This is a genomic window from Bartonella sp. AP150HLJHH, assembly GCF_042196385.1.
GTDB lineage: Bacteria > Pseudomonadota > Alphaproteobacteria > Rhizobiales > Rhizobiaceae > Bartonella.
The window spans coordinates 1-21895 of sequence record NZ_JBHIQC010000020.1 but is presented as its reverse complement, the minus strand read 5'-3'; the positions used below and the strand labels follow the sequence as shown (position 1 = coordinate 21895).

14 protein-coding genes, 3 pseudogenes and 1 riboswitch are annotated in these 21895 nt (G+C 38.2%); of the genes and pseudogenes, 9 read left to right on the top strand and 8 right to left on the bottom strand.

Annotation, left to right across the window (positions count from 1 at the left end):
• Positions 1 to 291 precede the first annotated feature (291 nt).
• The 5 genes and pseudogenes from ACFING_RS07610 to ACFING_RS07590 all read left to right on the top strand — a co-directional run bounded on the left by ACFING_RS07610 (position 292) and on the right by ACFING_RS07590 (position 4020).
• Entirely contained in the window at positions 292 to 684 is a 393-nt protein-coding gene (locus tag ACFING_RS07610; RefSeq protein WP_375621615.1) for a Fur family transcriptional regulator, read from the top strand.
• A gap of 173 nt (positions 685 to 857) precedes the next feature.
• Positions 858 to 1016: pseudogene (locus ACFING_RS07605) on the top strand (HlyD family secretion protein); the annotation flags it as partial.
• Positions 1013 to 1156 (top strand): annotated as a pseudogene (locus ACFING_RS07600) (transcriptional repressor); the annotation flags it as partial. The pseudogenes ACFING_RS07605 and ACFING_RS07600, both read left to right, overlap by 4 nt.
• 173 nt (positions 1157 to 1329) lie before the next feature.
• Positions 1330 to 2424 carry an HlyD family secretion protein gene (locus tag ACFING_RS07595; RefSeq protein ID WP_375621614.1) on the top strand — a complete coding sequence of 365 codons (1095 nt, stop codon included), beginning with the start codon at positions 1330 to 1332 and terminating at the stop codon, positions 2422 to 2424.
• A 24-nt stretch (positions 2425 to 2448) separates the two neighbouring features.
• The gene (locus ACFING_RS07590; RefSeq protein ID WP_375621613.1) at positions 2449 to 4020 is read left to right on the top strand and encodes a DHA2 family efflux MFS transporter permease subunit; all 1572 of its coding nucleotides are present in this window, start codon (positions 2449 to 2451) and stop codon (positions 4018 to 4020) included.
• A 1049-nt stretch (positions 4021 to 5069) separates the two neighbouring features.
• Here ACFING_RS07590 and ACFING_RS07585 read toward each other — a convergent pair.
• From ACFING_RS07585 to ACFING_RS07575, 3 genes are all read right to left on the bottom strand, one after another.
• Positions 5070 to 5654, bottom strand: a complete 585-nt coding sequence (locus ACFING_RS07585; protein WP_375630327.1) for a GNAT family N-acetyltransferase — start codon at positions 5652 to 5654, stop codon at positions 5070 to 5072.
• Between the two features lie 75 nt (positions 5655 to 5729).
• Complete coding sequence (locus ACFING_RS07580; RefSeq protein WP_375630326.1) at positions 5730 to 6863, bottom strand: type III PLP-dependent enzyme; 1134 nt, start codon at positions 6861 to 6863, stop codon at positions 5730 to 5732.
• Positions 6864 to 8560: 1697 nt separating this feature from the next.
• A complete protein-coding gene (locus tag ACFING_RS07575) occupies positions 8561 to 9478 on the bottom strand; it encodes a rhodanese-related sulfurtransferase (RefSeq protein ID WP_375621610.1) in 918 nt (305 codons plus the stop codon).
• Positions 9479 to 9593: 115 nt separating this feature from the next.
• Between ACFING_RS07575 and eda the strand changes: the two genes are divergently transcribed.
• Positions 9594 to 10259: a bifunctional 4-hydroxy-2-oxoglutarate aldolase/2-dehydro-3-deoxy-phosphogluconate aldolase gene (eda, locus tag ACFING_RS07570; protein ID WP_375630325.1), complete on the top strand. Its 666-nt coding sequence runs from the start codon at positions 9594 to 9596 to the stop codon at positions 10257 to 10259.
• Here eda and ACFING_RS07565 read toward each other — a convergent pair.
• Positions 10223 to 10670, bottom strand: a pseudogene (locus ACFING_RS07565) (ferredoxin--NADP reductase); the annotation flags it as partial. The gene eda and the pseudogene ACFING_RS07565 overlap by 37 nt on opposite strands.
• 34 nt (positions 10671 to 10704) lie before the next feature.
• Positions 10705 to 11532 carry a ferredoxin--NADP reductase gene (locus ACFING_RS07560; protein ID WP_375621608.1) on the bottom strand — a complete coding sequence of 276 codons (828 nt, stop codon included), beginning with the start codon at positions 11530 to 11532 and terminating at the stop codon, positions 10705 to 10707.
• An 806-nt stretch (positions 11533 to 12338) separates the two neighbouring features.
• On the opposite strand from ACFING_RS07560, the gene alr reads away from it, so the two are divergent.
• Entirely contained in the window at positions 12339 to 13454 is a 1116-nt protein-coding gene (gene alr / locus ACFING_RS07555) for an alanine racemase (RefSeq protein ID WP_375621607.1), read from the top strand.
• Positions 13455 to 14979: 1525 nt separating this feature from the next.
• Here alr and gcvP read toward each other — a convergent pair.
• From gcvP to gcvT, 3 genes are read right to left on the bottom strand one after another with little or no spacing between them, the layout of a single operon-like run.
• The gene (gene gcvP / locus ACFING_RS07550) at positions 14980 to 17775 is read right to left on the bottom strand and encodes an aminomethyl-transferring glycine dehydrogenase (protein WP_375630329.1); all 2796 of its coding nucleotides are present in this window, start codon (positions 17773 to 17775) and stop codon (positions 14980 to 14982) included.
• Positions 17776 to 17780: 5 nt separating this feature from the next.
• Positions 17781 to 18149: a glycine cleavage system protein GcvH gene (gene gcvH, locus ACFING_RS07545; protein ID WP_375612294.1), complete on the bottom strand. Its 369-nt coding sequence runs from the start codon at positions 18147 to 18149 to the stop codon at positions 17781 to 17783.
• A gap of 6 nt (positions 18150 to 18155) precedes the next feature.
• Positions 18156 to 19268, bottom strand: coding sequence for a glycine cleavage system aminomethyltransferase GcvT (gcvT, locus tag ACFING_RS07540; RefSeq protein WP_375621605.1), 1113 nt, complete (start codon positions 19266 to 19268; stop codon positions 18156 to 18158).
• Between the two features lie 136 nt (positions 19269 to 19404).
• Positions 19405 to 19502: riboswitch (glycine riboswitch) on the bottom strand.
• Between the two features lie 448 nt (positions 19503 to 19950).
• Here gcvT and ACFING_RS07535 point away from each other — a divergent pair.
• Together ACFING_RS07535 and ACFING_RS07530 are read left to right on the top strand one after the other, a co-directional pair.
• Positions 19951 to 20613 carry an LON peptidase substrate-binding domain-containing protein gene (locus ACFING_RS07535; RefSeq protein ID WP_375621604.1) on the top strand — a complete coding sequence of 221 codons (663 nt, stop codon included), beginning with the start codon at positions 19951 to 19953 and terminating at the stop codon, positions 20611 to 20613.
• A gap of 13 nt (positions 20614 to 20626) precedes the next feature.
• Positions 20627 to 20833 carry a Trm112 family protein gene (locus tag ACFING_RS07530; RefSeq protein WP_375630324.1) on the top strand — a complete coding sequence of 69 codons (207 nt, stop codon included), beginning with the start codon at positions 20627 to 20629 and terminating at the stop codon, positions 20831 to 20833.
• Positions 20834 to 21895: the final 1062 nt, after the last annotated feature.

Genomic DNA, 21895 nt, shown 5'->3' with positions numbered 1-21895 from the left:
TTTTTATTTTTTTTAAATAAAATAACCCAAACTTTACCAATGAAATATTGAACAAAAAATCCTATTTCAAAACATTAATTGGTAAAATTAAGAAGCGTATAAAAGTTTCTTGCTGGATAGCAGCGGCTTTCAGATTATAATACCCCTCCCCTCACAACGGTTGCAACTTGTCTTACATATCGCAATGATGTCATGTAAAAGGCTAAAAATAGAGTACATATTCTATAATCACCATTGCATAAATATCTTACACGCTTTATGCTTTTCCATGGGAGCAAAAGGAAGATGTCAATGTCATCTAAACTGACGCGTAACCAAACATTGGTTTTAAATACTTTAAAAAATGCAAAAGGGCCTTTAAGTGCTTATGCGATTCTCAATCACTTACGCGAAGAAGGTTTTCGCGCACCTCTCCAAGTTTATCGTGCGTTAGAAAAACTCGTACAGTTAAAGTGTATTCATCGTCTTGAAAGTGCAAATGCCTTTATGGTCTGTTTACACCCTGAAAACTGTCAACATGAACTTACAACGTTTATAATTTGCGAAAACTGTGGCACAGTCAACGAAATACAAAATCAAACGATTGTATCGAGTTTAAAACAGATGGTTCAAGCTGTTGACTTCCAAGCACATAAAAGCACCCTAGAAGTACGAGGGCTTTGTAAAAAATGCGCAATAAAATAAGACCGCTAACTTGAAAACAAGATCTCTAACTTGCAAGTTTATATATTTAACATTATGTACCAGGGATCGCCTTATTGTTTGAAAAGCTCTTATCGTCCGTGCATATATCACCCTACCTTAGAGTGAGAGGCTTATTATACTCGTTAGAACATAAATATTGAAAGTATAAAATCATGTCCGTATCTGAGACAATTTTTTCAACAAAAAATCTCGATAAAATGAAACGAAAAAAAGTAATCAAGGCTCTTCTTATCGTCTTTGCGCTTTTTGTACTTTGGTTTAGTTATAAGTGGACGACGCAATGGTGTTATATGCTGTCCACTGAAGATGCCTAAACTGTGGCACAGTCAACAAAATACAAAATCAAACGATTGTATCAAGTTTAAAACAGATGGTTCAAGCTGTTGACTTCCAAGCACATAAAAGCACCTTAGAAGTACGAGGGCTTTGTAAAAAATGCGCAATAAAATAAGACCGCTAACTTGAAAACAAGATCTCTAACTTGCAAGTTTATATATTTAACATTATGTACCAGGGATCGCCTTATTGTTTGAAAAGCTCTTATCGTCCGTGCATATATCACCCTACCTTAGAGTGAGAGGCTTATTATACTCGTTAGAACATAAATATTGAAAGTATAAAATCATGTCCGTATCTGAGACAATTTTTTCAACCAAAAATTTCAATAAAACGAAACGAAAAAAAGTAATCAAGGCTCTTCTTATTGTCTTTGCACTTTTTGTGCTTTGGTTTAGCTACAAATGGATAACGCAATGGCGTTATATGCTATCCACTGAAGATGCCTATGTGCAAGGAGATATAGCCGCTATTGCGACTAAATTAAATGGATATATTGAAAAAATTGCCATTAAAGCCAACCAAGTTGTAAAAAAGGACGATGTTTTATTTTACTTAGACAATGGTGATTATCAAATAGCCTTGAATCAAACAGAAGCGCATCTTGACACACAGAAAAAAACACTTCTACGCATTGATGCACAAATCACAGCCGCTCATAGTGCTTTAGATGATGCAAAAGCGCAAAAAGCAGCCGCTTCAGCCATAGCAACCAATGCACAACTCACCTTAAAACGTGTAACAGAACTGAAAGCCAATCGTTATGCCCCTCAATCTGATGTTGATGATGCCAAATCAGCTTATGAACAAGCTATCGCAAATGTTAACCGTGCAGATGCACAAATCGCTGCAGCACGCGCCAATATTCGAGTGCTAGAAGCACAACGAAGTGAAACAGAAAGCCAAACAAAGAGTTTAGAACTTTCGCGTGAAAAAGCACAACGTGACCTTGATTCAACCATTATACGCGCGCCATTTGATGGAATCATAGGAAATTTAACAGCAAAAACGGGAGATTTTGTTGTAAATGGCCAACGTCTTGCAGCGTTAGTCCCCATCCATGCACTTTATATTGAAGCAAACTATAAAGAAACACAGTTGCAAAATATTCATGCGGGACAAAAGGCTTATATTTCTGTTGATGCCTTCAAAAAGGAGGGCTTTACAGGAACAGTGCTTTCTATTTCACCGGCAACAGGTGCTGTTTTTTCTCTTCTTCCTCCACAAAACGCTACCGGTAACTTTACAAAGATTGTCCAACGCATTCCTGTACGTATTTCTATTCCAGAAGAAGTCTTAAAGACCGGACATATCCGAGCAGGAATGAGTGTTTCAGTAGAAGTTGATACACGTACAAAACCACAAGATAAAAGTCTCTTATAATAACAAGCAAATGACCTCATTATTATGACATCTTCAATACCAAAGCCCATACAGTCTCAAGAGCGCATAGAAATCCGTAGCATTGTGATTTTCATAGTTATGGCCTTTGGCATGTTCATGGCCATTTTGGATATACAAATCGTTGCCTCCTCTTTAGCCGAAGTTCAAGCTGGTCTTTCTGCGAGCTCTGAAGAAATTTCATGGGTTCAAACCTCCTATCTCATCGCTGAAGTCATCATGTTGCCCCTTTCTGGATTCTTAGGAAGATTGCTTTCAACACGTGTTTTCTTCACCATATCAGCGATCGGGTTTACGATTACTTCTGTTCTTTGTGCAACAGCAACATCTATTGGAGAGATGATTATCTACCGTGCATTGCAAGGTTTTATTGGTGGAGGAATTATCCCAAGCGTTTTTGTCGCCTCTTATGTTCTTTTTCCTCCTTCCAAACGCCCAATTGTTACCCCTATTGTTGGACTAGTCGCAACATTAGCCCCCACTATTGGTCCAACGGTCGGAGGTTATCTTTGTCATATCTTATCATGGCACTGGCTTTTTCTCATTAATGTGCCTTTTGGGATTATTATTTCAATTCTCGCTTGGAAGTTGATTGATTTTGATAAAGCAAATCCATCTCTCATGGCTAAATTTGACTGGTTGGGGCTCATTTCTATGGCTGTTTTTCTAGGAACTTTAGAGTATGTACTAGAAGAAGGCGCACGTCATGATTGGCTGAATGATAGGCTGGTTCGGAATTTATTTATTATCATGATTCTTGCTGCCGCCTTGTTCTTCTGGCGTGCTTTTACAGCAAAAGAACCCATTGTAGATCTCTCTACTTTTTCTAATTTTAATTTTTCAGCTGCATCCATTTTTTCCTTTTCACTGGGTATAGGTCTTTATGGACTCACGTACCTTTATCCTGTCTATTTGAGCCAAATCCGCCATTACGATGCCCTTATGATTGGAGAAACATTGTTTCTTTCAGGATTCGTCATGTTATTAACGGCTCCCCTTGCAGGATTCCTTTCAGCACGAATGGATGCACGTGTAATGATGGCAATAGGACTTTTTGGTTTTGCAATAGGCACTTGGATGGCAAGCACTATCACAGATAAGTGGGATTTTTGGCAGCTTTTTTGGCCGCAAGTTTTCCGTGGTGCTTCTGTAATGTTATGTATGGTTCCTATTAATAATATTGCATTGGGAACACTCCCACCAGAACGAATGCAAAATGCTTCTGGACTCTTTAATCTCACACGGAATCTAGGTGGTGCTGTGGGACTTGCCATTATCAGCACGCTCATGACAAAACGCACGGACTTCCATTATGAACGAATAGCCGAAACCCTTAACCACGCAAACAGACAAGCAACTGAAATGCTTTCAAAGCTTATTTTATTATTCAAAACAGAAACCTTTGATTCCTATACCCTGGCTCTTTCTCAATTGTTTAATATGGTACGCATACAAGCAATGATTATGGCTTTTAGTGATATTTTCTTTATCATAACCATCATCTTTGGTGTTTTGACATTTATGACCATGTTTCTCAAAAAAATACCACCTCTCATGGATTCACCACCAAATCACTAAGCTTAATTACAATTGAGAAATATTTTTTATCCTTATCACTTTCCTCGCTTCCTATGCACTTTATCTTTTCTCAAGAGACAGTATAAATAAATACGTGATTCTAAATGATTCTTCTGATAAAAATTCTTTTCAATGCGGGCTCTTTACGCACTTTTAAAATAACCTCTCGCATACAAAAATTGTTTTAGATGATAGGTAAACAACGATCTTACCTAACGCGCTCCACACTATAAAGATAAAGCAGCTATTTCTATAAGATTTTTGATTTATCACCATAGGGCACAAACGATTAAAAGATTCTTTGCCCTTTACTCTTTTGAGTCTTACAAGAATATTCATAAAAGATTTATGATTCTTGTGATTTTTATTCACACACCTATTTCCCTTATAATGTGTAGAGCAACGTTTTTTGATTCTGAATGCAAAATTTTACATGAAAAAATCATTTTGTATTTGATCCTCTCATGCCAATTGCAAAACGATTTACCTTTATAGCAAAAAAGTAATGATATATTTTTTTTCAACAAAGCTGCTCATGTAATTTTATTTTTTTTACACTCTTTTAAAAAAGCTAGTATTTATAATTTTGATTCTACTGCTGCATATTTTTCTTTTTCAACAAGCGCTAAAATTGTATAAAATTTCTCAAAATATCTCTCTATTGAATCAATCAAAACCATTCCCTTGCACATAAAAAGCAAAGAAAAAAACTGTTTAAGAAAAAAGTAAAATATCCAACCGTTTCGATGCAAGATCTACCAACAATATTGGAAACTGGAAAACTGTATGATGATACTGGCTTTGAAAGAATACAAAACCACTCAAAAATCCGGTTCCTTTAATATTATAAAATAGGACGCTATTTCAAAAAATGAGCTTAAAATATATTCTTACTCACTGAACTGAAATCATCAAAAATAAGAAACCAGCCATATAATAAAATCGCAATACAACTCCCCAAAAACTTTGTACCGCTAAATACTTTGGCTCTAGCCAAAACAGTATGCTCTCCTCAATGCCAGCTGTTAAAAAACAAATAAACACTATCTTCAAGCCACTTTATGATGCTGAAAACGATTTGAAACTTCTCGTTCTCCACTAGGAACCAAAGTGCCATAACACCCAGAAAGATAATGTGGTATCAGTTCCAACGCTTGAAAGCGATGCTTTTCGTAAGGACCAGGCATTGCCAAATTTTCTGTTAAACTATTTGAAAAGCCAAAACGTTGATAAAATTCAAAATCCCCTACCAGCAAAATGGCGCCATATCCCAATTTTTTTGCTGTTTCAATTGCATGGCGGACTAAAATTGATCCTATTCCCATACCAGCACATTCAGACGCAACAGCCAAGGGGCCTAAAAGTAAAGCATGTTGTGTTTCATTTTTTCCTTTAGAAAAAGAAACATGCCAAAGACGGACACTTCCCACAAGCTCTCCAAGCACATTTTTAACCACAAAAGAGAGCCCTTGAGCAGCTAACCGTCCACGACGTAAAGCCTCTGATGATTTACGTTTACGTCCATACCCCATCGTTGAATCAAGCAAAATTTCTCGATAAGGCTTATCGGCTTCTTGCTCCAATAAAAGTGTAAAACATGCCCCATCTTTTGTTTGAAAGTTCATCATGTTCATCTCTATAACCGCCCTCTTATAGCGCCATGACGAGCATAGCAAAAAGTCTAAAAAAACTATAGTTAAAAGGAAACCTCAGATTACATATGATCGTAAAGGCTCAAAACCATTAAAAGCAACCGATGCGTAAGTTGTCGTGTAAGCACCCGTTCCATGAATCAATATTTCATCTCCTATCGTTAGGGATAGAGGAAGCAGATAAGGTGTTTTTTCATAGAGAACATCTGCCGAATCGCATGTTGGTCCAGCCAAAATACAAGGCTCCATTACCTTATCATCATGAGGTGTCTCAATAGGATAACGAATGGCTTCATCCATAGTCTCAGCAAGACCATTAAATTTTCCAATATCAAGATAAACCCATCGTACATTATCATTATCAGCTTTTTTAGATATTAGAACAACTTCTGTACGAATAACACCAGCATTGCCAACCATCGCACGTCCTGGCTCAATAATCGTCTCAGGGATACGATTACCAAAATGCTTTTTCAATGAATCAAAAACTGCTGTACCATAAGCTTGTTCTGTAGGGACATCTTTCAAATAACGGGTTGGAAAACCGCCGCCCATATTCACCAATTTCAGTGAAATGCCTTCTTGTTCCAAGCGCTTAAAAACTGTAGAAGCATCCGATAAAGCACGATCCCACGCACTCAAATCAACCTGCTGAGATCCAACATGAAAAGAAACACCATAGGCTTGCAAACCCAATTGGTGTGCGCGTCTTAGAACATCAACCGCCATTTCTGGAACGCAACCGAATTTGCGTGACAATGGCCACTCTGCACCTTTTCCATCGGTAAGAACACGGCAAAAAACACGCACTCCTGGAGCAACACGCGCAATTTTTTCCACTTCTTCCACACAATCAACGGCATAAAGTGAAACTCCCAATGCATATGCTCGTGCAATATCACGCTCTTTTTTAATCGTATTTCCAAAAGAAATACGCTCTGGCGTTGCACCTGCTTTTAAAGCCATTTCAATTTCTGCAACAGAAGCCGCATCAAAAGAAGATCCTAAAGAACTTAGCAAACGCAAGATTTCAGGAGCTGGATTTGCCTTTATTGCGTAAAAAATACGAGACTGCGGCAGAGCTTTTTCAAAATTTAAATAGTTGTCACGAACAACATCAAGGTCAACAATTAAGCATGGACCTTCAGAACGATGTGTTGCAAGAAAATCGCGAATACGTTGCGTTGCCATCTGCAATTCTCCTTGAGGGAAAGCTCCCCCACTCTATGCTTGGACAGCCAAAGCTGCCAAAAGCTAAAGGACAAAAAACACACAACAACTATCCCCATTCTGATTACAAAAAATCAGAAATTAGCATTGCATGCAGCGAAAGAACAGCGCGAAGCCGCGTTATTCTATTTTATCTGCCTTTTTGATTGGAGTTGAGAAAACCACTTCCGCACTGAAGGCAATGAGGTGTGCCTCTATAGTTATCCCAGCATTTAAAAACTGGAAGACACCAGAAAGGCCCGCACCGTCGTTGCTTCAAGATGTCCTCATTCTTGCAATTGGCTGTAAGAATGACTGGAGCGGTTAGTTCCAGGTACCGTACCGGTTAATCTCACCATTTGAGAACCAGCGGACACCCACAGGCACGTGCGACTTTGGGCAAGGCATCCTATAAAACGAATTCTTTCTCATTTCAATCATTTTTTTAATTTTAAACATTTTTTAATTCTTAAAGATAAAATGATGCGAAAAAACAACACTCTCCCCAGACAAAGCCATCCATCCGCTTTCATGAGATCACACCCCTTACATTATCCGTGCAACATAAATCACTGTCTTGCGTTTAAAGCCCCTTGTTTCTTGACCCTATTCTATCTCCTAATATCCGCAGCAGAAAATAACGCAAAATAAATTACTCAAGACATTAATTTATAATGATAATTTATTATTGTACCCTTAAACAAAAATTCCATTATAAAATCCTCTTATTTCAACCCTCTTACAATGAATCAATTAAAATCATTCTTTTGCGCATCAGAAATAAAAAACAATTGAAAAAAGGAGTACCTCTTATATATCCTCTCAAATGCAAAGATGACCAACATTGAAGACTGAGGATAGTAACGACTGAAGCACCATAGTCTTTAAAGATAACGTGTCCTTCCCCCAACAAAACACCATTATCTTTCTCATTTACATCCTAAAAACATCCCTGCTTCCACATTCATTTCACAGCATCGCTTAAGCAAAATATCATGAAGAAATCCCCGTATAATATAGCTTGTATGATATAGATCAACTACATCTCACCCTCTTTATACTTATGAAATTAAAAACAAACGCTCCCATTCTATCTGCCAACTTCCAATATTGCAGAAACTCGTACATTGAAATGTTTCATAACACCTTATCTAAAATGATTTTTGTCCACACGTTACTCCCATTTGCAACGTACAAGTGAATGAATTTTACGCGATTCGTTCTCATCTAATCTGAAAGCAACAAAGTTCACAATATTGAACTCTTTTATTCAAATGAATAATAAATTATCATTATAAATTAATGTATTATATTAAATTCTGAAATCATAAACTCCTATTATCATTTTATTTTTCCACCTAGCATCTGCTTTTTCATCTCCTCTTATTAATCACATCTTATTTATACGCTTTTCTCTTAAACTATAATCTCCCTCCTCTGCGCTGTTGGTGAACGGCTTTTCTATTTTAAAATGAAAAGTATCTGAAAACTCAATCCTATAAAGTCAAGGAGAGCGAACAATCTATAATGATTATTTATAAGTCAAATAATTTAACATAAACAAAAAGACCGAATAATATCCGGTCTTATAAAATATTTTTCTACCAATATTAAAAAACTCTTCTCTCTTAAATTTAAGAGAAAAACGCTACAACTTAAAACTCTACACTACGATATCCTTATGTCCCTTGATGAGAATCAATTGCACGCAATTTCAACAATTGAAATTGCCTATGGCGCTCACGAAAGCGCTCTCTATCGGCTTCACTACGCGTGTTATAACAAGCATCACAGGAAACACCTTCCTCATAATGAGGCGATAATTTGCTTTCAGCATTAAGAGGAGAACGACACGCGCGACATAATTCGCGTCCACATTCTTCAAGACCATGTTGAACAGAAACACGCTCATCAAAAACAAAACACTCACCCCACCATAAACTTTTCTCTTTTGGAATTTTTTCTAAATATTTTAGAATACCTCCTTTTAGATGGTAGACTTGCTCATAACCAAGATCACGAACAAAAGCTGTTGATTTTTCACACCGAATACCACCTGTACAAAACATGGCAATTTTCTTTTTTTTCTTTAACTCAGCCTCATGTTTACGCACCCATTCAGGAAATTCGCGAAATGTTTTAATCTGCGGATCAATCGCTCCTTGAAAACTCCCTATCGCATATTCATAGTCATTCCGTGTATCGATTAAAATTGTCTCTTCATCTTGAATAAGAGCATTCCAATCTTCAGGATCGACATAAGTACCAACAACTTTTAGCGGATCAACCCCTTCAACCCCCATTGTCACAATCTCTTTTTTCAACCGCACTTTCATGCGATGAAAAGGCATTTTTGATGCCCATGAATATTTAATCTCCGGCGTTTGAAACGCTGGCTCAGCCGTAATAAAATCCACCAATGCCTCAATCGCATCACAAGAACCAGCAACTGTTCCATTAATGCCCTCTTGTGCTAAAAGCAGAGTGCCTTTGATATCCTTTGCTTGACATAAATCCTGCAAAGGTTTTTGTAATTGATGATAATGCTTCAAATCTGCAAAGCAATAAAGTGCAGCAACTTTAAAATTCTTTTCCATGTGTTTTGCCATAACGCGCGTTTCATTCAATTTCAAGATTTATTCATGTACTCTTTAACATATTGTGCTTAATCAAACGATACAAATAATATCATCACCAAGAAGAAAAAATATCATGTGCCAAAAAAGAGAAAAGCTTTTATTATATCTCCAAGGACAAACTGTTATACCTGTTTTACTCATTGACAATCTACAAAGTGCTGTACCGTTAACACGCGCTCTTGTCAAAGGTGGATTAAAAACAATTGAGATCACCTTGCGAACACCAAATGCCCTCAAAGCAATTCAGAAAATCACACAAGAAGTCCCTGAAGCAATTGTTGGAGCCGGCACAATTCTCAACACAACACATTACGAAAAAGCCGAACAAGCTGGAGCCAAGTTTATTGTAAGCCCCGGATTATCCAATGAACTAATCAATTGTGCAAAAAATAGTGAAATTCCCCTTCTTCCCGGTGCAATGACCCCAAGTGAACTCATGCAAGCATTAAACAAAGGCTATTCATATCTTAAATTTTTCCCTGCTGAAGCTGCTGGGGGTATTTCCTTCATCGAAGCTTTAGCATCTCCCTTCTCTGATATCCGGTTTTGCCCAACAGGCGGTATTACACAAAAAAGTGCAACACAATGGCTCCAACTGCCCAATGTCTTCTGCGTTGGTGGTTCTTGGATAGCACCCCAACCGCTCATCGCAATAAGTGATTGGGATTCGATTACTGCATTAGCATATACCGCATCACAACTTCACTCTCCCTCGAAAAAAGCTCTTTCTACAATATAATGTAATGTGCAAGAATATCAGTCCCTTCAACAAGACCAAAGCTTTCACACATCCTTGCGCAATCTTTTAACATCGTCATAAAACCATAAATCATCACCCGATCTTCATCAGGATGAATTTTGCGAGTTCTATTGTTTCAAAGCCGCTTGTTTCAAAAAAATCTCCACTTTCCATAACAGTCGTAATACGCCCCATATGCTCAGAAGGTTCACGAGTCGTCATAGGATAAAATCTCAACTGTTGTGCATACTCTCCAATGAGTGGATCTTATTGCAAAGAGGAAACAAGATCTTTTGCACAAATTAACCCATTCTTTTCGCACGTTATTTAAATAAGAACAACTTCTGAAAATTTTTCATAAATATCAGGCTCACGAATAAAGCTTGCAAAAAGAAAAAACCCCGTACCGGTTTGAAAGAAGATAAAGCATCAACTTTCCCACTCATTACTCCACAAAAGCGCGCTCTACAACATAAGTAGCAGGAGCATTATTGGCCCCTTCAACAAGACCAAAGCTTTCACACATCCTTGCGCAATCTTTTAACATAGCCATGGAACCACAAATCATCACCCGATCTTCATCAGGATGAATTTTAGGAAGGCCTGTTGTTTCAAAAAAGTCCCCACTTTCCATCACAGTTGTAATACGGCCCATATGCTCAGAAGCTTCACGAGTAGTCATAGGATAAAATCTCAACTGTTGTGCATACTCTCCAATGAGTGGATCTTGTTGCAAAGAGGAAACAAGATCTTTTGCATAAATTAACTCATTTTTTTCGCGCGTTGTTTGAATAAGGACAACTTCTGCAAATTTTTCATAAGTTTCAGGATCACGAATAAGGCTTGCAAAAGGAGCAATCCCCGTCCCAGTTGAAAGAAGATAAAGACGTTTTCCAGGAATAAGAGCATCAAGAACCAGCGTTCCTGTAGATTTTTTACGCATGAGAACTGTATCACCAATTTTAATTTTTTGGAGATGCTCGGTTAAAGGTCCCCCTGGAACTTTTATCGAAAAAAACTCAAGCTGTTCATCCCAAAAGGGACTTGCAATCGAATAAGCGCGATAAATCGGCTTTTCTGCATTTGGCAAACCGATCATAACAAACTCACCCGAACGAAAACGAAAACTTTCCGGACGATTCAGACGGAATTTAAATAACCGATCTGTATAGTGACAAACCTCTTGGACAGTAAGGGCGAACACATTCTCAGGAATCGGAAAATTTACAACGCTGCTGATGCTTGACGGAACATTGGTAGCAGACGTATTCATACTCTTCCCCATATCTTTATTGAACGTTAAATTTCGAATCCTTGACGTGATATAGTACTTGCACAACCATCTGCCAACAATTTTCTCAACACAAAAGCCTCAAGGTTAACACTTTTATGTCAAAATTAAATAAATGAGTCTAGTGTACTCTATAAGCGATAAAATTGATTTCACTTAAAACCAATCAAAGACTAGAAAGTAAATACTGGATACCCAATCCATCTTGAAAACAAATAATATCCAAATCAACGAGTTTTCTAAATCAACAGTTTTAATGTATCAAAAAGTGTTTACACACTGTTTTCCATTCAATAAAAATAATTTTAAGTGCATGAGACGACATCCAAAATTGCACAGATGAGTGATCTTCCCCCTCATGTTAGAAAACTTGTAATGCATTGACTTAACGTGGTTAATTTAATCATTTTACCTTCTCTACACAAGCAGCCAATGCAATATTTAATCACAAAAATCACACCAGCAACAATAGTCTAACATTGCACTCTTCAAAATGATACAATACAATAAACTATGCTTTCTTTTTTATATGCCTAAACGAGGGGAAATAAGTAAAAAAGTCTATGTTTTACAAATCATTAGAAGATACCATGTTGATAACAACACAAATAAAACTAAACTATCTCTTATATCCGGAGTACCATTTTACATAAAAAACGACTTTAATGGCAGCATAGGCTTCTTATGATTTTGACCGTAGCAAACAGTATCTTTCATCTCTCATAAGCAACCTCTATAAAATAACCAAAGAAAACTGCGTATTTCACGAACACAGATAAGCTTTTAAAATGAACAAATCCGTTAATGATGAAATAAATACATCACTCTATACAGCTGTAGCAACCATCGATGTCAGTGCCATTGTTGCCAATTATATTACTTTAGCCAAACGTGTAGCTCCAACACAATGTTCAGCAGTTGTAAAAGCAAATGCCTATGGATTAGGAGCTCACAAAATTGCTCCTGCCCTTTACCAAGCTGGTTGTCGCACTTTTTTTGTTGCCCAAATCAGAGAAGCACTCCAATTAAAAAGCATTTTACCATCAAATGTCACAATTGCCATTCTGAATGGACTTCCACACTTAGCAGAAGAGTTTGTCGCACAATCTGGTATTGTTCCTGTTCTAAACTCTTGGAATGCCATTGAAAATTGGCAAAAAATTTGTCAAAAAAAAGATAAAAAATTTCCAGCAATGGTTCAAATCGATACCCATATGAACCGATTAGGACTAGATCAAAAAGAATTACAAAAACTCATCAAACACCCTACAATTTTCGAAAAAGCAGAAATAAAATATATTCTTAGTCATCTTTCTAACGGAGAAGATGATACCCACCCATCAAATTATGCCCAATTGACTTCTTTCAAAACGATCCTTGCGCAATTGCCTGCTTGCAAAGTTTCCTTTGCCAATTCTGGAGGTATCTTTCTAGGATCAGATTTTTATTTTGATCTTGTTCGTCCAGGCATTGCACTTTACGGAGTTGATCCGCGGGGAAAACACCCGTCACCTTTGAAACCTGTTTTAAAACTTGAAGCCCAAGTCATTCAAAGCCGCGTTGTTGATATAGGAGCACCTGTTGGTTATGCAGAAAGCTTTATAACCAACAGACCAAGCACTCTTGCAACCATTTCTATAGGCTACGCAGACGGCTGGCTCCGTACTCTTTCGAATAAAGGAACTGTTTATTTCAACGGGCACAAACTTCCCATGGTTGGGCGGGTTTCTATGGATTCCATTATTGTAGATACGACCGATCTTGAACAAAAACCTCAAACTGGTGACTGGGTAGAACTCATTGGTCCCCATCAAACACTTGAAAAAGTATCTATAGATGCCGATACCCTTCCCAATGAAATTCTAACATCTCTTGGCTCCCGCTATAAATACATTTACACATAAAAACTCTTTAAAAAAATAAATTGATAAAAATCATCATTTTAGAAAATTGAGGGGCTTTTACAAAAGATTTTACAACAATCAACCACACAGAATGGTCATAGATACCGTACATTCACAGAAATCTCAAAACAGACAAGTTGATGGACTGTTTTATGGAAGTAGCTTTCATCTAAAATACAAAAACTTAACCTTTCCCCATAAATTAACAAAAAAGAATCTACTACAAAGTTTTTAAAATTAATTTCCCAATTAAAATCATTCGCTTGCATACCACAAGCTGGACTATGTGTAGATAAAAATGATTTAAGAAAAGAATAATTCCTCTTATGAACCATAGTGCCAAGAGCTATAACATTAGGCGCTGGCAAAGTGTATGATAGTGCCGGCTTACTCCGTTATGAAGCGTAAAGATTGGGGATCAATGGATTTACCCTTACACCATTCACAAGCGCCATCACGAAATGGGATAGGAGCGAAATATCTCTTTAAAACAAACATGTGAATTAACAACCCAAATATATTCTTTTTGGAGCGTTCTGTTTTACATGAGGATCATTCCCCCACTAAAGAACACAATAAATAAAAATATGGAGCAATATGTAATCCCCATTATTAAAAAAATATTGCTTTAAATGCTTTTGAAAGCCGCAAAGCTGAATGAAGAGGAGATGACAAACTGAGGATTGATTTTCACCTTTACGGCTTTACATGTTCCCAAATGAGATTGTCTTCCAGTTTCAAAGGTTACGTCAACAGAAATACACAATCCCCCCGCCCTCATCAGACAGACAGCAGGAACTACTCATAAAGCTCTTTTTTTCTCAATCTCTGACTCAAAACATGTCGCTGCGTTAAGTTTGGATGTTGATTTACAGGTAACAGCGAAAGAACACGGGCTCTTAGGAAAACAGCGCCGTAAAGTCACAAACTGACTTGCAATGAAGTGGAAAGATGTGCCGGCTTTTTATAAGATACCTTGTAAAAAACAACCATAATACATTTGGCTTTGCGTTTGCTCATTCTGACAGGTGTTCTTACATATTTTTGCGTCATATTTACAAAAAGCAGATTAAAGAGAAATATTTAGACAATTCTTGACTCGAAAAGATGCAACAACAGAGTTTCGCGTGTCTTTATCATCAAAAACACTAAAATTGATTTTATTCTTTCTACAACCGGTCGTCGTCACCCTAGTGAGAAGGAGTATATCACAACACATGCAACAGACGTGACTTATCCCCCGTAGGTTTCGCTCTCGTTTACATGAATTAGCTGGCTAGACCAATGCCGCCTAGTCACTAAAACCATGTCATACGGTAGAAAGCAAAGGAGAGCATGCCTATTGCCGACAAAATACAGCTTTTTGTCGACTTTTTCGATTTTGCTCATGTTATAAAAAACAATGCAAAATTCTAGAAAATAGACAAATAATTCCATAGTAACATGATCAACAAGTACAAACCCACACAAAATGTGTGGGCTTTTTTGTTTATGCAAATAAACAAATTAAATACATATTTGTTATTTAATAGGTATTTCCCAATGGCGGACACGAACAAATGAGCATTCTGTCTCCCGCAACATTATCAATACGCGATACAGGAGGCCAATATTTATTGGCTGGATCAAGAGAACTGTTGGGAAAAGCAGCTTCTTGTCGCGAATAGGGTCGTGCCCAAGCATCATCTAAAGTATCTGCCACTGTATGAGGGGCATTCACCAATGGATTATTGTCTTTTGGCCAAACCCCGCTACCAACCTTTTTCGCTTCTTCAGCAATAGAGAGTAAAGCATCACAAAAACGATCAATCTCTGCTTTTGGTTCAGATTCCGTTGGCTCAATCATTAAAGTTCCCGGAACAGGGAACGACATCGTGGGCGCATGGAATCCATAATCAATGAGACGTTTTGCAATATCATCAACACTCACCCCATACTGTTCTTTCAACACGCGTGTATCCACAATACATTCGTGCGCAACACGTCCATGCTTGCCCCGATAAAGAATGGAATAAGCAGCTGAAAGACGTGCAGCAATATAATTGGCATTTAAAATGGCTATTTGTGTTGCATATTTTAAGCCATCAGCCCCCATCATTCGAATATACATCCATGTAATTGCAAGAATAGACGCACTTCCATAAGGAGCAGCAGAAACCGCATGTGTTGTCCCATCCTGTTCATGACCTGGTAAGAATGGTTTGAGATGCACTGCAACTCCAATTGGTCCCATACCAGGACCACCACCACCATGAGGAATAGCAAATGTTTTATGAAGATTCATATGACAAACATCAGCGCCAATATCCGCAGGACGAGCAAGCCCCACAAGGGCATTGAGATTAGCACCATCAAAATAAACTTGTCCGCCATTTTCATGAATAATAGAACAAATTTCCTTAATGCTTTCCTCGTAAACACCATGGGTTGAAGGATAAGTAATCATGAGAGCGGCCAATTTATCTTTATGCAATTGCGCTTTCATCTTGAGATCGTCTACATCAACATCACCATCGCTTAAACATTTTATCACAACGACTTCCATCCCTGCCATATGGGCCGAGGCTGGATTTGTACCATGCGCAGATGCAGGAATAAGACAAACTGTACGTTGATGTTTTCCCCGTGATTGGTAATATCGTCGGATAGCCAAAAGCCCAGCATATTCACCTTGAGCACCAGAATTTGGCTGAAAAGAAACTTGCGCAAATCCTGTAATTTCACACAACCACGCATTTAACTGGTTGATCATCTCCAAATAACCCGCTGCATCCTCTAGTGAAACAAAGGGATGTATATTGGCCATGCTAGCCCAACTTACAGGCATCAATTCAGCAGCTGCATTAAGCTTCATTGTACAAGAACCAAGAGGGATCATAGCGCGATCCAGCGCCAAATCCTTATCCGCTAAACGACGCAAAAAGCGCATCATATCTGTCTCTGAATGAACCGCATGAAAAAAAGGCTGAGAAAGAAAAGCAGCATCCCGTTTTTTTCCAAAGAGTCGTGGAGAAACCTGATCGCCTAATTTTGCCCCAAAAAGCTGCGCTAAAGCACCAGCATCTTCTTCTGTTGATAATTCATCAAAATTGATTGCAATAGTGTCATCATCGAGAACACGAATAAGGCGCCCACCTATTTTGGCTTGATGCGCAATTTCTCGCGCTTTTCCCTTAACAGAAATACTCACACAATCAAAAAAGCTTTTCCCTTCAACATGAACCCCTGCTGCTTCTAAACCAGCAACAAAACGACATGTTAAATGATGAATTCGCTGCGCAATTTCTTGTAAGCCTTTTGGCCCATGCCAAACAGCATAAGCGGTTGCCATATTAGCCAACAAAGCCTGCGCTGTACAAATATTTGACGTCGCTTTATCGCGCCGAATATGTTGTTCACGTGTTTGCAAAGCTAAACGAAAACCAACGCGTCCTTTGGTATCCACGGATTGACCAACAATACGCCCTGGAATAAGACGCGTTAACGCATCACTCACAGCAAGGTAACCAGCATGTGGACCACCAAATCCCATCGGAACGCCATAACGCTGCATAGTGCCAACAACGATATCTGCCCCCCATTGAGCAGGTGGCTCCTGAAGAGTAAGCGCTAAAGGATCAGCTACAACGATAACTAAAGCTCCCTTTTCCTTTGCCTCTTTTATGATCTCACTGTAATCATGAAAAGAGCCTTTTGTATCTGGCCAAGACAAAACAATTGCCGCTGTATCAGGATCAATTTCGCCATTTTGGCTAATCTGAATCCCTTGTGTTTCAGCACGCGTTTGCGCAACACTCAAAGTCTGAGGATGTAAAAGACTCTGAAGAGAAATTTTTGTTTTTTTCTCACGGAAAAAGCGAACAGCAAGGGCATTGGCTTCAGCTAAAGCAGTTGCTTCATCAAGAAGGGAAGCAGCAGAAACAGGCAAACCTGTTAGTTCACTAACCAATGTCTGAAAATAAAATAAAAGCTCTAAACGACCTTGGCTAATTTCTGCTTGATAAGGCGTATAAGCAGTATACCAAGCAGGATTTTCAAACAGATTTCGTAAAATAACCGGAGGCACATAAGTTCCATGATATCCTTGCCCAATAAAACTTTTGTGCACATGGTTACGCTCCATCATCTTGGAGAGTTCTTCCAAGGCTTGTCCTTCACTAGCAGCCTCTGGAAGATTCAGTGAACGTCCAAAATGGATAGAGTGTGGAACAGCTTGAGAAATAAGTGTCTCAACACAATCAAGCTCTAAAACATCAAGCATTTTTTGTGTTTCATCAGGACGCAGCCCAATATGTCGAGAAGAAAAAGAACGCTCGATCATGGTACTCATCCAATCAAAGCCTTATAAGCATCTTTATCTAACAACCCCTCCAGTTGTGTCTCATCCTGCAATGTCATTTTCCATAACCAGCCTTCTGTTTCGGGTTTCTGGTTTACCAGTTCAGGATTATCAGCCAAGGCTTCATTTATTTCGACCACTTCACCATCAAGAGGAGCATAAACATCTGAAGCCGCCTTCACTGATTCCACAACAGCCGCCGCCTCTCCTTTGGAAAGTTTTGTTCCACTTTGTGGTAAATCAACAAAAACCAAATCCCCTAATTGCTCTTGCGCATAATGCGTAACCCCAACAGTCACCACCTGCCCTTCAACGCTAAGCCATTCATGGTCATGTGTAAAATAAGTTTTAGACATAAAAAATCATCCTTTAAAATAACGTTGTTCAACAAAGGGAAGAGAATGAACTGATAATACAATCTTTTTGCCTCGCAGTTCTGTAAAGACTTGTGTCCCTTCAACTTTAAAATCAACAGGAACGTAACCCATCGCGACAGGACCATCAAAAGAAGGACCAAAACCACCTGATGTTACAATGCCAATCTCATTACCTTGATCATCAAGAAGCACCGCACCGGCACGAATAGGTTGACGCGTTTGCGGTTTTAATCCAACACGACAACGAGCCGGTCCTTTTTGCAGTGCTTCAAGAAAAGCCTTCGCACCATAAAATTGTGCTTTTTCTCGAACACTTTTAGGAACAGCCCATATTAGAGCCGCATCAATAGGTGTCGTATCAGGGGTAATATCATTTCCATGCAAACACAGCCCCGCTTCCAACCGCAAGCTATCGCGTGCGGCAAGTCCAATCCACTCAACACGAGAATCACTCAGCAATTTTTCAGCCAACATATGCGCATGCCCTATAGGCAAAGCAATTTCAAAACCATCCTCTCCCGTATAACCAGAACGCGTTATAAACCAATCCTGTTGTGGTTCGAATCCTTGCATAAAGAACAATTCATTCCCTGGTAAATCGGCATCAGCAAGAACAGCTGCCGCTTCAGGACCTTGAAGCGCAAGCAATACCCTTTCAAGGGCAATCACTTGACATTCAAAATCAACCGCACGCTTTTCCAATTCTACAAAATCAGCCTGTGCATTCCCAGCATTGGCGACCAACATAAAACGACCCTCTTCCAAACGGGTAATGATAAGATCATCAAGAATACCAGCCTGCTCATTAAGCAAATAATTATACCGTGAATGCCCAATCTTTAAAGCTGCTGCATCAATGGGAAAAGCATAGGACAAAAATTCCACAGCTTGTGCCCCTTCAACCGCAATCAATTTCATATGAGAAATATCAAAAAGTCCTGCATGTGCACGCGTATGAAGATGCTCTTTTAAAACGCCAAGAGGATAAGTTAAAGGCATGTTCCAACCCGCAAAAGCACCAAATTTTGCTCCTGCTTTTTCATGCAAATCATATAAAGGAAGTGTTTTTAAAAAAGATGTTTCTTGTGCTGTGCCCATAATAACTCCAAAGCTGCGCTAACGCCCACAGAATATGGTCGTCTCTGCCCCCTCTGTCATCAACCTGAGAGACTCGCGAAAAGATTTTTCGCTTACACCTTCGGCGCGGGTTCTCCCGACTTTCCAGATCTGCCTTCTTCCTTTTACGGTCCTTAAAGCCTGAGAGATTATGGGCTATTTCCCCTTCGGCGGCAATGCGAAAATTTGCAATCTGCACTCTCCCGCAAAAGAATGAAAGAAACGATAACGCTCTTTCCAGCATATTTAAACCTATAGCCTATCTTCATCACACTGTCATTAGTAAAGTGATGAAAATGTTCTCATTTTAAAACTTGCATAAGCTGCTTCAAAAGATTTATAATATTATCCTTTTTTGAACCTTACAAAAATTGCAAGGAACACATTTTAGGAAATTTAAGACAAAAATCAAAAGCTATAAACAAAAATACCTCTTGAAAATCATGCAAAACGTCACACACTAAAAAGATCGCAAAGCAATATTCTTTCGCGCGCAGTTCAACCTTAAAGATAGGGTTTCATATTCTTTTTGAGAATAAGGACTTCAAATATTTTATAAGTATGATTTTAATGCACAAGAAGTAGGTTTTCTGCTTTCTCAATAGTGTCATAAATAGCGACTATTTACAGACTAAAACTACCGAACAAAGGTGACAAAATACTCATGAAAGCTGGTAATATCTCTTACAATTGCGAAAATGATCTTCCAAAACAAATTGCTCTTTTTCCTTTAGAAGGTGCACTCTTACTACCCGGTGGTTTTTTATCACTCAATATTTTTGAACCAGAATCACTTGAAATGATTGAAAATGTTATGGTAACTGATCGTCTATTGGGCATTATTCAACCACTTTCATCGGATACAGATCGCTTCTCTACACAACTTTATAAAACAGGCTGTATAGGGCGCATTACAAACTACAGTGAAACAGGAAACGGACAACTGTTCATTATCTTACAAGGTATTTGCCGCTTCACTTTAGAACAAGAATTGAAAAACACAAAATCCTATCGAACAGCTCTCATCCAATCAAACATAAAAGACTTGCAAGAATTTGATATTGAAGAAAGCATTAACCGAGAGAACTTACTCGACGTTGTAGAAAAATATCTAACCATACATGAAATGGAATATAATTGGAGCAGCATCATAGAAGCCCCTACACCTATATTGGTTAATGCTTTTTCAGCTCTTATCCCCTTTACACCAGCAGAAAAACAAGCTCTCCTTGAAGCTCCAGATATCGAAAGCCGTGCCCAAACTCTTCTTGCATTAACAGAACGCTCGCTCATGAAACAAACAGGAACAGATTACCGCTTAAACTAATGAATGTCCAAACATGAAAAAAATGACCACAGATCCAAAAATGCTCGAATTGCTCGTCTGCCCAATGACGAAAGGTACTCTCTCTTTCAACCGAAAGACACAAGAGCTCATTTCTCTCAAAGCCAAACTTGCCTACCCTATTCGTGATGGCGTTCCCATTATGCTTGCCTCAGAAGCGCGCCCTTTCCAAAACAATGAAGAAATAACGCATAAAAAATAAAAAATCCTCATGCAATTTCCCTCTACAAGCCCACTGTTATCAAGTCTCTATCAATATGATATCTCAATATTTACGATTTCTGAAAAAAGAACTTTACAATAAAGATATTTATATCGCTTTACACCTTGTAACAAAAGCCAAAAATATCATCAGATTCTCTCATTCCAGCCTGTTCATACTGAAGCAATCAAAACCATTCGCTTGCACCACACAAGCATCTGAATAAAAATGGCTCTTATGAACTTCTTAAAAGCAAGAATTATAATAACATTTTGAACCAACTCAGGTAAATGAAATTTATTATATTAAACATAAAGATTGTTATATTTCATGGACTTTAATTTATACTATTTACGAACAACATATTTGAGATACCTCGATTTAAGATGAATAAAAACGACAAGTTATATCATCTTATGTATACCATATCGGGACAAGAATATTTATCTGTTTGCGTAATCTTTGAAACGGAGAAGCAACCTAATTTGGGGGAAAAAAACATAAAATCGTAAAGGAGAAAATCACCCCATTACCTTACCATCACCCTTTAATTTCGCTTTACAATTTTTACAAGTATCTAAAGTATCTCAAGCAATATTTTTTATGTATAATATACGCATTAATTACATGAAAACTTGAAAAAACAAACAAGAAACACTGTTGTAATTTCAATTGACGATTGAAAGTAATTGCCTTATGAAGAAGGCTTGTGTTTTTGGTCGTATACGCGACGATCAATAGGGCCTGGAAGCCCGAAACCGAGCATAAAGATTAGCCCGCTTTTGCGGATATCCCGGAATTTCCGGGGGCTCTTGTTATGTCCAAGTGCTTTCAGCACTAAAAGCAAGGGGCTGACTCGGTTTCAGCACTTCCAGACCCCGGAAACGCTTATTCCATAAAAACATAATAAATTCAGTGTGTTATATGCAATTATTTTATAAGAATCCACTTAAGAATCCATACTTTTATACGTGATTCATTTGACCATTTTTTATATAAGATTGCCATGTATGAATAGACCATAAAAAGCAAATCATGACGTGAATATTATAACGCATGTGT

Excerpts from the sequence above, each read along its gene's own strand:
- ACFING_RS07610 (WP_375621615.1), top strand. The coding sequence starts at position 292 with ATGTCATCTAAACTGACGCGTAACCAAACATTGGTTTTAAATACTTTA.
- gcvT (WP_375621605.1), bottom strand. The coding sequence starts at position 19,268 with ATGGGCACAGCACAAGAAACATCTTTTTTAAAAACACTTCCTTTATAT.
- ACFING_RS07575 (WP_375621610.1), bottom strand. The coding sequence starts at position 9,478 with ATGGAAAAGAATTTTAAAGTTGCTGCACTTTATTGCTTTGCAGATTTG.
- gcvP (WP_375630329.1), bottom strand. The coding sequence starts at position 17,775 with ATGATCGAGCGTTCTTTTTCTTCTCGACATATTGGGCTGCGTCCTGAT.
- ACFING_RS07580 (WP_375630326.1), bottom strand. The coding sequence starts at position 6,863 with ATGGCAACGCAACGTATTCGCGATTTTCTTGCAACACATCGTTCTGAA.
- ACFING_RS07585 (WP_375630327.1), bottom strand. The coding sequence starts at position 5,654 with ATGAACATGATGAACTTTCAAACAAAAGATGGGGCATGTTTTACACTT.
- alr (WP_375621607.1), top strand. The coding sequence starts at position 12,339 with ATGAACAAATCCGTTAATGATGAAATAAATACATCACTCTATACAGCT.
- ACFING_RS07530 (WP_375630324.1), top strand. The coding sequence starts at position 20,627 with ATGAAAAAAATGACCACAGATCCAAAAATGCTCGAATTGCTCGTCTGC.
- ACFING_RS07560 (WP_375621608.1), bottom strand. The coding sequence starts at position 11,532 with ATGAATACGTCTGCTACCAATGTTCCGTCAAGCATCAGCAGCGTTGTA.
- ACFING_RS07590 (WP_375621613.1), top strand. The coding sequence starts at position 2,449 with ATGACATCTTCAATACCAAAGCCCATACAGTCTCAAGAGCGCATAGAA.
- gcvH (WP_375612294.1), bottom strand. The coding sequence starts at position 18,149 with ATGTCTAAAACTTATTTTACACATGACCATGAATGGCTTAGCGTTGAA.
- ACFING_RS07595 (WP_375621614.1), top strand. The coding sequence starts at position 1,330 with ATGTCCGTATCTGAGACAATTTTTTCAACCAAAAATTTCAATAAAACG.
- ACFING_RS07535 (WP_375621604.1), top strand. The coding sequence starts at position 19,951 with ATGAAAGCTGGTAATATCTCTTACAATTGCGAAAATGATCTTCCAAAA.
- eda (WP_375630325.1), top strand. The coding sequence starts at position 9,594 with ATGTGCCAAAAAAGAGAAAAGCTTTTATTATATCTCCAAGGACAAACT.